Origin of the sequence: Castellaniella sp., assembly GCF_041677825.1 — a bacterium.
Taxonomy (GTDB): domain Bacteria; phylum Pseudomonadota; class Gammaproteobacteria; order Burkholderiales; family Burkholderiaceae_B; genus Castellaniella.
Genome location: NZ_JBAYPG010000007.1, coordinates 21,410 through 34,273 on the forward strand (window position 1 = coordinate 21,410; position 12,864 = coordinate 34,273).

General features: G+C 65.0%; 14 protein-coding genes. 1 reads left to right on the plus strand and 13 read right to left on the minus strand.

Annotation, left to right across the window (positions count from 1 at the left end; genetic code table 11):
- Positions 1 to 7 precede the first annotated feature (7 nt).
- The 12 genes from WCY17_RS04650 to WCY17_RS04705 all read right to left on the minus strand — a co-directional run bounded on the left by WCY17_RS04650 (position 8) and on the right by WCY17_RS04705 (position 10,137).
- On the minus strand, positions 8 to 631 hold the full coding sequence (locus tag WCY17_RS04650; RefSeq protein WP_372701002.1) for a TadE/TadG family type IV pilus assembly protein: 624 nt from the start codon (positions 629 to 631) through the stop codon (positions 8 to 10).
- Entirely contained in the window at positions 628 to 1,152 is a 525-nt protein-coding gene (locus WCY17_RS04655; protein WP_372701003.1) for a TadE/TadG family type IV pilus assembly protein, read from the minus strand. Before WCY17_RS04655 ends, WCY17_RS04650 begins: the two co-directional genes overlap by 4 nt.
- Positions 1,153 to 1,159: 7 nt before the next feature.
- On the minus strand, positions 1,160 to 1,948 hold the full coding sequence (locus WCY17_RS04660; RefSeq protein ID WP_372701004.1) for a tetratricopeptide repeat protein: 789 nt from the start codon (positions 1,946 to 1,948) through the stop codon (positions 1,160 to 1,162).
- Positions 1,949 to 1,973: 25 nt separating this feature from the next.
- Positions 1,974 to 2,915, minus strand: coding sequence for a type II secretion system F family protein (locus tag WCY17_RS04665; RefSeq protein ID WP_372701005.1), 942 nt, complete (start codon positions 2,913 to 2,915; stop codon positions 1,974 to 1,976).
- Between the two features lie 3 nt (positions 2,916 to 2,918).
- On the minus strand, positions 2,919 to 3,902 hold the full coding sequence (locus WCY17_RS04670) for a type II secretion system F family protein (protein ID WP_372701006.1): 984 nt from the start codon (positions 3,900 to 3,902) through the stop codon (positions 2,919 to 2,921).
- The gene (locus WCY17_RS04675; RefSeq protein ID WP_372701007.1) at positions 3,899 to 5,446 is read right to left on the minus strand and encodes a CpaF family protein; all 1,548 of its coding nucleotides are present in this window, start codon (positions 5,444 to 5,446) and stop codon (positions 3,899 to 3,901) included. The genes WCY17_RS04670 and WCY17_RS04675 overlap by 4 nt, the downstream gene beginning before the upstream one ends.
- Positions 5,443 to 6,642, minus strand: coding sequence for a CpaE family protein (locus WCY17_RS04680; protein ID WP_372701008.1), 1,200 nt, complete (start codon positions 6,640 to 6,642; stop codon positions 5,443 to 5,445). Before WCY17_RS04680 ends, WCY17_RS04675 begins: the two co-directional genes overlap by 4 nt.
- Before the next feature lie 12 nt (positions 6,643 to 6,654).
- Positions 6,655 to 7,068 (minus strand): CpaD family pilus assembly lipoprotein, encoded by a 414-nt coding sequence (locus WCY17_RS04685; RefSeq protein ID WP_372701009.1) that lies wholly within the window; start codon positions 7,066 to 7,068, stop codon positions 6,655 to 6,657.
- 9 nt (positions 7,069 to 7,077) lie between these two features.
- Positions 7,078 to 8,433, minus strand: a complete 1,356-nt coding sequence (locus WCY17_RS04690; protein WP_372701010.1) for a type II and III secretion system protein family protein — start codon at positions 8,431 to 8,433, stop codon at positions 7,078 to 7,080.
- Positions 8,426 to 9,364, minus strand: coding sequence for a Flp pilus assembly protein CpaB (gene cpaB, locus WCY17_RS04695; protein WP_372701011.1), 939 nt, complete (start codon positions 9,362 to 9,364; stop codon positions 8,426 to 8,428). Before cpaB ends, WCY17_RS04690 begins: the two co-directional genes overlap by 8 nt.
- Before the next feature lie 15 nt (positions 9,365 to 9,379).
- Entirely contained in the window at positions 9,380 to 9,871 is a 492-nt protein-coding gene (locus WCY17_RS04700; protein ID WP_372701012.1) for a prepilin peptidase, read from the minus strand.
- A gap of 68 nt (positions 9,872 to 9,939) precedes the next feature.
- Entirely contained in the window at positions 9,940 to 10,137 is a 198-nt protein-coding gene (locus tag WCY17_RS04705; protein ID WP_372701013.1) for a Flp family type IVb pilin, read from the minus strand.
- A 327-nt stretch (positions 10,138 to 10,464) separates the two neighbouring features.
- On the opposite strand from WCY17_RS04705, the gene WCY17_RS04710 reads away from it, so the two are divergent.
- Positions 10,465 to 11,130 carry a hypothetical protein gene (locus WCY17_RS04710; RefSeq protein ID WP_372701014.1) on the plus strand — a complete coding sequence of 222 codons (666 nt, stop codon included), beginning with the start codon at positions 10,465 to 10,467 and terminating at the stop codon, positions 11,128 to 11,130.
- Positions 11,131 to 11,142: 12 nt separating this feature from the next.
- Here the strand turns inward: WCY17_RS04710 and WCY17_RS04715 are convergent, their stop codons facing one another.
- Entirely contained in the window at positions 11,143 to 12,759 is a 1,617-nt protein-coding gene (locus WCY17_RS04715) for an LTA synthase family protein (RefSeq protein ID WP_372701015.1), read from the minus strand.
- Positions 12,760 to 12,864: the final 105 nt, after the last annotated feature.

The following is a 12,864-nucleotide window of genomic DNA, read 5'->3' on the forward strand; positions in this document are numbered from 1 at the left end:
CCAGCCCTCAATTCTGCAAGGTCTTGAGGTCATCGAACCGCGGGCGGTAGAACGACGTGGATTTCAGGGTCTTTTTGCCGCCCAATGCCTGCCAGAACCTGGAACTGATCATGAACGGCTCGTACTCCTGGATCACCTCGACCACCAGGATCGTGTCATCCTTGTTGGGCGCCGGCATGTCGGTGCCCTGGTAGGCCCCGGTAAAACTGCTGCACGTGCCCGCCCCATTGCACGTACGCCCCCACTCGGGGCTGGTTTTCCAGACGGTCTGGCTGGTGATGTTCTTGCCCGAACCGGTGGTCTTTTCCTGGGTCGTGAACAGGCGGATCTGCAGCGTGCCGCCCTGCGCATAATCCACAGGGCGCATCAGCTCGGGCATGATGGCGCCATAGGTACAGACATGGTCCGTCAGGTTGCACGGGCCCCCGGCATGCAGGTCGGGCTGCATGGCCAGGCCATCGGCCACCGAGAACGAGGCCCGCGTCATGATGGCATCGGCACGGTAGTACTGGTAGAGTTCGACGATGCCGACGATGAAGAACACCATGATGGGCAGCACCAGGGCCGCCTCGATGGCTGCCACCCCCTGCTGGGCGCGCATGAAGGCGCGCGCAGGCCAAGCGCGCCTCATGGCTCGTTCTGGATGATCACAGTCCGCTCGAACTGCAGGACATCCAGCCCCATCAATGAAATCAGGCCCGTCATGCCGGGGCGCTCGAAGCCGACGCGAAACACCACCATGTCACCCGCATTGCCCAGATCGCAGACGATCTTGTCCTTGTAATCCGGGTCATCCTTGCTCTTGAAGCTGTTGTCTTCGCCCGGTTTGTAGAGTTTGGCATCGGCGTACAGGCCACGCCGGTCGCCCCAGATCGACAGCGTGTCTTCGAGTATGCCCATGACCATGTCGTGGCAGTCCTGCGTGCCGAACCCTTCATCGCGTTCCATGATCTTGCTCTCGCGGGCAATCCGGCTGGCCGCGCGGTCGAGCGTGGCATCGGCCACGAGCATGAAGGCCATCTCGAGGCTCAGGAAAATGACGATGAACACCAGCGGCGCCACAATGGCGAACTCGAGCGCCGCGGCCCCCTTCTGGCAGCGCCCTGCCCGCCGGCAACGCGCCTTGAGTGTATGCACGTATCGGGTCTCCATGGGCACGCTACTTGATATGTTCGCGCAGATAGCGATAGAAGGCCAGATTGTCCTGCACCTGGCCGCGCGGCTGATAGGTGAGCAGGATGTTCTCTGCGGCATCTTCGCGCCCGAGCAGACCGTAGGCCAGCGCCAGGTTGTCGCGGCGCTGCGGCAGGCCACTGGCCACCCCATCATAGCCCAGCAGCATGTTCACCGCCTCGCGCGGCTTGCCGCTGAGCGCCAGCGACAGCCCCAGGTTGGTGCGCAGGACTTCATCCTGCTTGTGCACGGCCAGGCCCTTGCGATAGGTCTGCTGGGCCAGGTCATGCTGGCCGGTCAGGTCGTAGACCACCCCGAGCCCTGCAAGCGCTACCGGGTCATCCGGCGCCTGGGCCAGAATGCGCTGGTAACGGGCCCGGGCCTCGTCGAAGGCCCGCACGCGCACATCGACGCGCGCCAGCGCCAATTGCGCCTCGGGCAGATCGGGCGAGCGTTGCGCCGCGCGCTCGTAGGCCGTGCGCGCCGCTTCGTAATTGGCCTGAAGAAAATAGGTATTGCCCAGGCCCATCCACACCGCGGTCTGGCCCGGGTGGGACTCGCTCAATTCGCGATACAGGGACTGCGCCACGTCCAGATCGCCGCTTTGCAGGGCGCTCGCGGCAATGCGCAGTTCACCTGCCGCCAGCGCGGCCTCGTCCATGGCCGGGCTGACGGGTCGCACTTCGGTATTCAGCGCGCTGCGCAGCGGCGCACAGGCGGCCAGCGCCAGCAGCAGGGCGCTGAGGAACAGCGGTCGGACGGGATGCAGGATCATGGACATGCGCTCTGGCTGCCTTGCCTCATTGGGAGGCGAAAAACTTCATCAGGTTCAGGATGGCCGGACCCGCCCCCACGATGATGACCGTGGGCAGGATGAACAGCATCATCGGCACCGACATCTTGACCGACAGCTTGGCCGCTTTCTCTTCCAGGCGCATCATGCGCGCCGTGCGCTCTGAACGCGCCAGGATGCGCAACGCCTGGGTGATTGCCGTGCCATACTGGCGCGCCTGCAGGAACGTGCTCACCAGCGTGCGCATGCCCTCGATGTTGGTGCGGTTGGCCAGACCATTCAACACTCTTTCGACATCGCTGCTGAGCTTGAGTTCCGTGGCGGTGAGCTTGAGCTCGTCGGCCAGTTCGGGGGACACCTCGGTCATCTCGTCGGCCACGCGATCCAGGGCGGCATTCAGGGCCAGCCCGGCATTGGTGCAGATGACCATCAGGTCCAGTGCATCGGGCAAGGCCAGGCGGATCGCTTCCTGGCGCCGGCTGACGAGCCGATCGAGCACCAGGCGCGGCAACAGGCTGCCCAGGTAGGCGGCCACCAGCAGGGCCGCCAGCCAGGCGGCGGCACCGCGCTCGGCCAGCCAGGGCTCGGCCAGCCAGGCCGTCAGTGCCATGGTGCCCAGCACGCTGAGCACGATGGTGCCCATGAGCACGAACATCGCCTGGCTCGAGCGGTAGCCGGCGGCCATCAGCTTGGTGCTGGATTCGGCACGCTGCGTCGCGCTCAGCATGGGCAGCATGGTGCCCAGATGCAGCAGGAAACCCACGCTCCCGCTGCGTACCTGCGCCAGGCCACGGCGCTGATCGAGCGCCGCGCCGCGGCGCTCGATCTCGGCCACCGCCCGCTCACGCAGCCGCTGGCGCTGGTTGGAGCGGCCATACAGGTAAATTCCGGCACCCATGAGGATCAGCAGGATGAGCGAGGCGTTGAGCCAGATGGCCGTATCCGTCATGCCTCACACCCTCAGGTTGGCGATATGGCGGATGGACAGAATGCCCACCAGCAGCATGCCCCCCGCCACCCACAGCAGCTTGCGCCCGCCGTCGGTGATGAACAGCATCTCGATGTACTGCGGATTGCTGGCATAGAGCAGGCCGGCGATGACAAAGGGGATGGCCGACAGCATCTGCCCCGACAGCCGCCCTTCGGCAGTGAGCGCGCGGGCCTTGAGCTGCAGGTCGCGCCGCGCGCGAATGATGGCCGAGAGGTTTTCCAGCGCCTCGGCGATCGAGCCGCCCGACTCGCGCTGCAGCAGCACGCACACCGAGAAGAACGTGAAGTCGGGCAGTTCGATGCGGCGCACCGCCTTGTCGAGCACGTCTTCGAGATCTTCGCCCAGCAGCAGGCTGTTGCCCATGCGCAGGAATTCGGCCCCCAATGGCGCTTCGAACTGCAAGCCCACGTTGTGGATGGATTGTGTGACCGGGATGCCGGCCTGGCTGGCGCGCACGATCATGCCCATGGCATCGGCCATCTGGTTGAGAAAGCGCCGGCTGAACCGGTTGATGAGCCAGCGGTACAGCCAGGCGCCCACCAGCAGCGGCACCACCAGCACGGCCAGCAGCGCCACCCAGAGCACCCGCGGCAGAATGCCCGTGGCCAGCAGCAGCAGCCCCAGCGCGACCAGCCCCAGCATCAACAGACCCAGAATGCGGACCCCCTTGCTGCCGGCCACGGTATCCAGGCGGTTCAGGTGGTAGCCCAGGCCGCCCATGGCCTCGCGGCGCTTGCGCCGGCGCGCTTCGATCTGCGCGCGCTGCAGATTCTGCAGCAGCCGCTCGCGGCTTTCACTGCCGCCGCGCCCGCTCACGCTGTGCAGGCGCTGGCGCAGCAGGTTGCTCGGGCGCTTGCGCCACATGTCCATGAACACCAGCACGCTCAGCCCCACCAAAATGACCGATACAAAGATGATCAGGGTGATGGCATCGATCCGGTTCATGGCCGCATCGCCTCCACCAGCGCGTTTTCCATGCCGAAATAGCGGGCCCGGTCGGCAAACAGCGGGCGCAGGCCCGTCGTGTCGTACGTGCCGCGCACTTCCTCGTCGAACGAGCTGGCATCGTAGGTGAAGTGGAACAGTTCCTGGGTGACGATGACCTCGCCTTCCATGCCGGCCAGTTCGACGATGCTGGTGACCTTGCGGCTGCCATCGCGCATGCGCTCGACCTGCACGATGAGATTGACCGCGCTGGCGATCTGGCGCCGGATGGTGAACAGCGGCAGATTGCCATTGGCCATCATCACCATGCTTTCCAGGCGGGTGATCGCATCGCGCGGGCTGTTGGCGTGCAGCGTGGTCATCGAGCCGTCGTGCCCGGTGTTCATCGCCTGCAGCACGTCGAGGGCCTCGGGGCCGCGCGTCTCGCCCAGAATGATGCGGTCCGGGCGCATGCGCAGCGAGTTGCGCACCAGATCGCCCTGGGTGATCTGGCCCAGGCCCTCGAGGTTGCGCGGCCGGGTCTCGAGCCGCACCACGTGCGGCTGCTGCAGTTGCAGCTCGGCCGCATCCTCGATGGTGACGATGCGCTCATCGACCGAGATATGCCGCGACAAGGCATTGAGCAGGGTCGTCTTGCCCGACCCCGTGCCGCCCGAGACAATGATGTTCATGCGGCAGGAGGCGGCGATCTCGAGCACCCGGGACATGGCCGACGACAGGCTGCCGCGCGCCGCCAGGCGCTGCAGGGTCAGGTCCTTGCGCGAGAACTTGCGAATCGAGATCGAGGCGCCGTCGATGGCCAGCGGCGGCAGCACCACGTTGACCCGGCTGCCGTCGGGCAGGCGCGCATCCACCATGGGGCTGCTTTCGTCCACCCGCCGCCCAATGGTCGAGGCGATGCGCTGCGCCACATTGACCACGTGCGCGTTGTCGCGGAATTTCAGCGGCGTGAGTTCGAGCTTGCCGTAGCGCTCTACATAGACCTGATCCGGCCCATTGACCATGATGTCGCTCACGCTCTCGTCCTGCAGCAGGGGCTCGATGGGCCCCACCCCGAACATGTCGTGCAGGATCTCCTGGCGCATCAGCCGCTGCTCGGACAGGGTCACCGGGAGATTTTCGCTGCGCACCGTCTCGTCGATGATGGCATCGACCTCGGTACGCATGGCCTCGGCCGATTGCGACAGCGCAGTGGATACGTCTATGGTGCCGAACACCGCCTGGCGGATGTGCCCGTAATGCTCGGAGCGCACCACCGATTCGTTGAACCGCAAAGGCGTGGATGAACCCAGCACATTCGAGCGCAACAGCGACGTGACCGGCTCGGAGGGTTCCTGGGCGGCATCTGTCTGGCTGGCCCGGCTGCGCTGCGCCAACGGTACGGCCTCGGCCGGATTGCCGCCCTCGTGCGCCGGCACCGGGCTGCCGGCGCTGTGGCCCGCCAGTTCGACGGATTCGCCCGGCACATGGTCCGCGACAGGCGCCGATGACCGGCCTTGCGGTTCGACCGGCGCGGGCTCGGGTTTTCGTCGGCCGAAATTCATGCGCGCCCCCTGAACAGACGGCGCCACCACGACGAGCCGGACGCTTTCAGGGCTTCACCCGTGACCAGTGCCGCCAGCGCCTGCACACCGCGGGCGAATTCGCTGCCCGAGGGCAATTCCTGGCCCAGGTTCTCGGCCAGCGCCGGCCCCTTGGCATCGTGGGCGATGCTCACGCGGATGGGGTGCGTGCTGACATCCTTGAAATCCGCATCCTGCACCTGGCTGCGGCCCGGGGCCCAGGGGTGGTTGAGCACCGGCAGTACGGTAGGCGGATTGGGGCGCGCTTCGATGTGCCGGGCCAGGCGCGCCAGCGTGCGCGCGGAATGCACCGAAGGATCGGCCAGCAGGCCCACCAGCGAGGCGCGCAAGAGCACCTCGTTGACCAGCGCACCCCGGCGGCTGGGGACATCGACCACCACATAATGAAAATACTGCGTCAGCGCTTCGAGCAGCCGGCGCAAGGCATCGGCCGAGGGCAGGAACTCGTCGGAATAGTCGAGCTCGGCGGCCAGCACGAACAGGTTGGGCCCGGCCTGCGCCAGGGTACGTTCGAGATACTGATGATCGAGCCGGTCGATGTTGCCCAGGATGTCGAGCAGCGCGGTGCCGCCCGGGCACCCGAGAATACCGGCGCCGCAGCCATCGAACGGGTTCAGGTCCACGTACACCACGCGGCGGCGTACCCCGCCCTGCCCCAGGGCGCGCGCCAGATGGGCCGCCACGCTGGAGACGCCCACCCCGCCGCGCGTGCCCATGATGGCCACGCAGCGGCCATGCCGGCTGCGCCGTACATTGGACTTCTCCTGGATCAGCAGGCGGCGGATCAGCTCGACCCCCAGGGGCTTGACCAGATAATCCTGCACGCCGCGCGCCAGCAGATTGCGATACAGCCCGACGTCGTTGCGCTCGCCCACCACGTAGACCAGCACCGACGGATCGCAGGCATCGGCCAGCCGGTCGAGGTCATCGAGGGCCCGCTCGGAGGTCGAGATATCCACCAGCAGCCGCTGGGGCGACTTGTTCTGCTTCTGCAGCCAGGCAATGGCCGCGTCGACCCCGCCCGGCGCCACCAGGGTATCGCTGACCGTGTCGGCATCCATGACCCGCTGCATTTCTTCCTGGCTGTGCCTGTCTTCCAGGAAGGCCACAAAAGCATACAGGCGGTCGGTGTCTCTGACTTTGGCGGCGGTGGCCATGGGGATTCTCTTTTATTGCCCGGACTTGGTGGTTCGGGTTTCCTTGAGCGGGGTGACCTGATTCTCGCGATAGCGCGTGACCGCGGCCGCCGCGTTGTCGGCCTGCTGGCCCGCGTAGGGCGCCGGCTGCACGAGGTCGCGCGGGTTGGCCACGCTGTTGGCGAGATTGGTGTACGTGGCGCAGCCATAGGCGACCTGGGGCCGGCTGTCGTACAGGGAACGCGGCGCCTCGGGATACAGGGTGTTGCACTGCGGCGGCAGCGCCACCCAACGGCCGTCCTGCAACTGCACCTGGATGACGTTGGCATCCGGCACCAGGCTGTAGTCGCGCTGCGGAAAGGCGCAGGCGGCCAGCCCCAGCACCAGGCCGGCACTTGCCAGGATACGCAGGCTGCGGACCTGCCCGCGACGGATCTGCTCGTTCATGCCGCCCCCTCAGTACACAAAGCCTGCCGTGCCGCTCAGGCGCGGCACCGCCCCCTTCAGGGGATCATAGCCAATGCTCTGGCCCAGTATGTACTCGATGTCGTTGTTGGCCCGCATGCTGGCCACCGGCGAGGTCAGCTGATCCGGGCTGGTGGGCCGCACCAGATACGGCGTGACGATGACCACCAGCTCGCTCTTGTGATTGCGGTAGTCGGCCGAGGAAAACAGCGCGCCCAGCACCGGCAGGCTGCCCAGGCCCGGGATCCTGTCGAGCTGGTCGGTGATGTTGTTCTGCAACAGGCCGCCGATGGCGAAACTTTGCCCGCTGGCGACCTCGACCGTGGTTTCGACGCGCCGCACGCGGATGCCCGGGATCGACAGACCATCCATGACGATGCTGGCCGACGGGTCGAGCTCGCTGATCTCGGGGCGCACCTTCAGGCTGATGCGGTCATCGGCCAGCACCGTGGGCGTGAAATCGAGCGACACGCCAAAGGGCTTGAACTCGATGCTCATCGTGTCTTTGTCTTGCTTGACCGGCACGGGGAATTCGCCGCCCGCCAGGAAACTGGCCGTCTGCCCCGAGACCGCCGTCAGGTTGGGTTCGGCCAGCACGGTGATCAGGTTCTCGCGATCCAGCATGTCGATCATGGCCTGGGCCGGCGCCCCGGTCTTGGAATAGCCGCCCAGCAGCGAATAGCCTTCGCTGGCGGCGATATAGCCGCCCGCGCCATCGTAGAAGGTGCGCCCGCCGATCAGGCCGGTGACGAACTGGCCCGGGGTGGCGACCACGTTCCAGTTGATGCCCAGCTTCTGCGTGATGGCCTTGGACATTTCGGTGACCCGCACGCGCAGGTACACCTGGGTCGGGCTGTCGATGCCGATGCGGTTGATGAGCTTGTCGTTTTCGCCCAGATACGGCTGGATCGTGCGCGCAATGGCCTCTACCGTTTCGGGGTTGGGGGCCGAGCCGGTGACCATGAGCGTGCCCGGTGCCGATTCGAGCCCCAGGCGCAGGGCCGGAAAGCGCTGGCGCAGGATCTGCTGCAGCTCGGCCAGGTTGTGGCGCACCACGATGGCCTCGTGGCGCAGCTGCCGGCCTTCGCCATCCAGGGCGTACAAGGTTGTGGTGCCCGCGCGCTTGCCCATGACCAGCACGGTCAGCTGCTCGCCCCGCTGCTCGGCAGGAATCTGCACGTCGGCAATGGTCGGGTCGGCCACGAACACCGTGCGCGCCCCCGGGATGCTGAGCATGTCGCCTGCGCCAATGGCCAGGGTCAGCGCCAGGGCGGCCCCGGGCAGGCCCATGGCCCCGAGCAGCAGGGCCAGCGCGGGATAAAGCCGGATCGAACGCTTGTCATGCATCGGGATTCAACTCCACGGTCTGGCTGTCCATCCCCCGTATGATAGTGGCTCGCGCAGGATTTTTGGGCGTTGCCTGGGCAGCGGGCTCGGCCGCCACCGGGGCCGGCGCCGCGGCTGCGGGCTCACCACGGGCGTTCTGCCGGGCGCGAGACACGTCACTGCCCCATATCGGCCCGCGCGCGTCATCGTGCTGGCCATCCCAGGCCGGCACCGAGGCTTCTTCGTCCTGCGCGGCCGCGTCGCGGTCGGCCTTGGCAAAGCTGCGCAAGGCCAGCGACAGGCTGCCCAGTTCGGAGGCCACCGTCACCGCTTCGGCAATGCGCGGGCGCACTTCGATGGTGATCGTGCGCGCCCGGCTGGGCTCGTTGCCCTCGGAACTGCGCTGGAAACTGGAGCCCACGGCAATCACGCGCACCTGCTCGACCACGGTTTCGCTGACCACCTGCTTCTCGCCGCGATCGAAATCACCGCGCCCGCCCAGGTGCTGGGTGAGAATCATGTCCACATAGTCACCGGGCTGGATCAGGCCGGCATTGCCCGAGACGTCATTGACCGGCACCGACACCGCCAGCATGCCGGGCTTGAGCGCCGCGGCCAGAAACCCCGGCGCATCCGGCCGGATGATGTCGGTGCTCTTCAACAGGCTGCCCGCTTCGAGCCTGTTGCGCAACAGCGCACCCGCCACATCGGCCTGTGCAGTACCCTCGACCAGTGCGTTCTTGGGCACCTGCGACTTGGGCGTGGCCTGCCACGCCAGGTCGGCCTCGCGCAGCAACAGGCCCGCGGGCACGTCACCGGCCACCGCCAGCAGGCGCACCTCGGGATCAGCCACCTGTTTGGGGGCCTGGCTGTTGACATACAGAATGCGCGCGCCGATCGCCAGCACGGTGGCCGCCAGCAGGATCAGGACAAACTTGAGAACGGAGGACATGGGTTCAGGCGATCCCTAGAGTGGAACGTGCCGCCAGAGCACGAACAGGCCACCGACAGCCAGGGCCACCCCGTAGGGTACCCCCCTGCGAGCAGAAAGCGCGTTACTCATGCTGCGCCAGGGTCGATTCGTAAAGCGCTGCAGGCCTGGCCGGTCGACCAGCCAGCCCGCAATCGCCAGCAGCCCGCCCAGCCAGGCCACGATCACCGTGACCGGCAGGGCCAGCGCCGGCCCGGCCCACAGGTATACCGCCGCGCCCAGCTTGACGTCGCCGCCGCCCATGGCGCCCAGCACGTACAGGATGAACAGCAGGACGAAGGCCAGAAGGCCCGTCAGCACATGCCAGCCCACGACCGGCCAGCCGGTTTGTGGCGCCAGCAGGGCATGGACTGGATACAGCACGGCAAGAACCACGACCCAGCGATTCGGCAGGCGCCGGAATCGCAGGTCAGTGGTGGTTAGGTAAGCCAAAATAACTGCTGAGGCCAGCAAAAAAAAGATGTGCACACTGGAATCAGCAATCTAGCGAGGGCAGAAGCTCCATTCAATAAAACTGAAAATAAATCCAATTATTATTACGATACATTATTAAGTGCGCCTTGAGCCGTATTGAAAATATCCTTGATGCTGTTACCAAACATACTCAAACCCGTAACCACTGCCACGATAATCACCGCAGCCAGAATGGCATATTCAATCGCTGACACGCCGCGCGCGTCGTCCTTGAGGTTTTGGGCAGCAACATAGACTTTGCGACACGCTGTGGTAAACATGAGCACGGCTCCTGTATGAAACAAACATTAAAAACGGGCTCAGGCACCCGTGACGGGCAGGCCTGAAGGCCCTGGCAATGGGCCTATTATACCCAAGCCCTGTCAACATACCGCATGCAAGTCTGCATGCATCCCCCGAAAAACAACACTTTCCGGCCGTTCTTCAAACCGTTCTGTTGACCAAGATCAAGCATACCCATGGAAAGGCAAGGGGTGATCCGATCTGGCCGACATCCGATCTGGCCGACATCCGATCTGGCCGACAATTGCAGCTCCGTTGCGTCTGGTCTAAGCTGTCGCCTTTGGACCAGGCCCCGGGGAGCCGCCATGATACGCCGCCTTGCCCTGTTCGCCCTGCTGGCTGGCCTGCTGGCGGGTTGCGCCGGCCGCCTGACATACACCGGCCCGGCCGTACCGGCTGCTCAGGCCGGCAGCGTGCTCTTGCCGTACGGCCTGCAAGCGGGCTGGGCCCACGCCCTGCAGGCACTGGAAAGACACGGCTACCGCATCCTGCAGGCCGACCCCGCCACGGCCAGCATCACGCTGCAGGTGGCGGGCCTGCCGCAGCAGTACGTGGACTGCGGTGACGTGCAGTCCATGGTGGCCACGGGCCGCGACAAGATCGTGCGCACCTACACCTTTCCGGCTGCAGCCGGGCAGCAGACCTACGAGCAGCTGATGCGCGGCAACATCTACGACGTGAACCGCCGCATGGCCCTGCTGAGCACGGTGCAGGTACACCTGGATGCAGTGGGCAAGGCACAGACGCGCGCCAGCGTCCAGGTAGAGTACAAACTCACCCGCACGGTGCAGATCCGCAACGCCACCCAGCGCGACTACCCGGCCATCACCGATACCATCGCCTTCACCAGCAAGGCCCAGGGGCGCTTCCCGGGCTTCGACAAGGCCACCCGCTGCGTGGCCACGGGCCAACTGGAGCGGGAAATCCTGAACGCGCTGCAATCAGGCGGCCAACCCCAGGCCGCAAGATAGCAAGACGATCGTTCAGAACAGGCGTTCGGCATAGACAGGCTTGGGAAAATAGCGTGCCCAGGCGTTGCCCGTTTCAGCAGCTAACTCATCGTCAGAGCGTTGGCAAATGGCATTCACGGCCATCCAGAAGGCATCATCCTCGCCCTCTGTCAATGCACTCAATTCGGACGCCAGGCAGAACATGGGCTTGTCGTTCAGCCGCCGGGCCAGCGCCGCTGACGCCGCTGGGTCGGGCAGGCGAACATAAGCATTGATGCGGGCGCGCGCTTTCCACAGAGGGTAAGAAGGTTGCAGCACGAAGCGCGGAACCGTACCCGCTTCAGGAACGGAACTGAACAAATCCGCGGGTAAAACGTGCCGACGCTGAAACACGCCCGTCAGGGACGGCTTGTGGTCACCGAAGATGACGACGGCCAGCGGGCGCCCTTTTTTGCGCGCCGCCGCCTCGATCGCGTCGAGGAAGGCCAGCAGGTCATCGACGGCAGACGCCAGCCGACGGCGGTAATCCGCTTCCCCGAAGTCACCCGTTTCAGGCACATAATCGCCATGCGAATACATGGTCAGCAAATACATGAACACGGGCTGATTCGGCGGGAGTGCGTCATATTCCTTGAGGGCCTGCCGGTACAGGATGCCGTCCGGTGGCCAGCTGTCGGCCGGCATGCCAGTCGTATCCATGTCTTCGATGAATATGGAACGCTGAAAGCCAAACCTGGGCAGCACGCGATTGCGCTTCCAGAAGCTGGCGTGAAAATTGTGCAAACTCAGGGTTGTATAGCCGGCATCGACAAAGCGACGCGCCAGGGTCCGCGCATCCGGGCGATAAAGATCATGAAAATCCTGGTAATCCACCCCCGGAAATACAGCCGATGAAAGCCCCGTCAGGGTTTCAAATTCGGCTTCTGGGGTATTGCCGCCATACACGGGGCTGAGCAATACAAACGGATCGAAACCATGGCGATCGAGCGCGTGCAGTGCCGTCCGGAACCGGTCATCCGACGTAGTGAAGCAAGACTCGCACAGGATCATCATCACATCGGGCCGATCGGGCTTCAGCACCAAAGGCGCCTGATGCACATAGAAATCGTGGGGACCGGGCTGAGGAACCTGCACGGCTTCCGCCGTCATGAGCACATGAGCCAGAACCCCGTTGGCCTGAACATTGCCCACCGGGTTCCAGCTGTAGTAGCAAATGCTCATGCGGCACAGCGCCTCGCGCGCCGCCTGAGCAACATGTCCTTCGGCCCCCGCATACACCCAGACCAGTAGAAACATGGGCAGAGCCAGTGGCAGGCGCCCAGCCAGCTCGCGCCAGCCGCGTCGACGATACTTCCAGCCCAGCACCAACGCCAGCAGGGTCAGGCCTGCAGTAACGTACAAGCTGACCGGGGCATATCCCGTGAGCGAAAACGCCTGGCCGATATCCAGCAGATCCCGCGCCGTGACTGGGTCACCGATTTTCTCGATCTTGATTTGACCGGCCTGCAACAGCAACATTTCCAGGCCCAGGCTGACGCAGGCCGCCCACAGAGGGTGGATGAAAATGGCCACCACGTAGAACAGCAGCAGAGAAAACAGGAAAGGTACAAACGCCTGCAAAAGCGTCTGGGCATGACCATCGAAATACATGGTCAAAATCCAGCGCCCCGCGATCAATATCCCGTAGGGCAACAGGGTCAGACCTATCCGTCCCGGTGCCCTACGCATCGCTCACCACCCCCTGGTCATGCACCG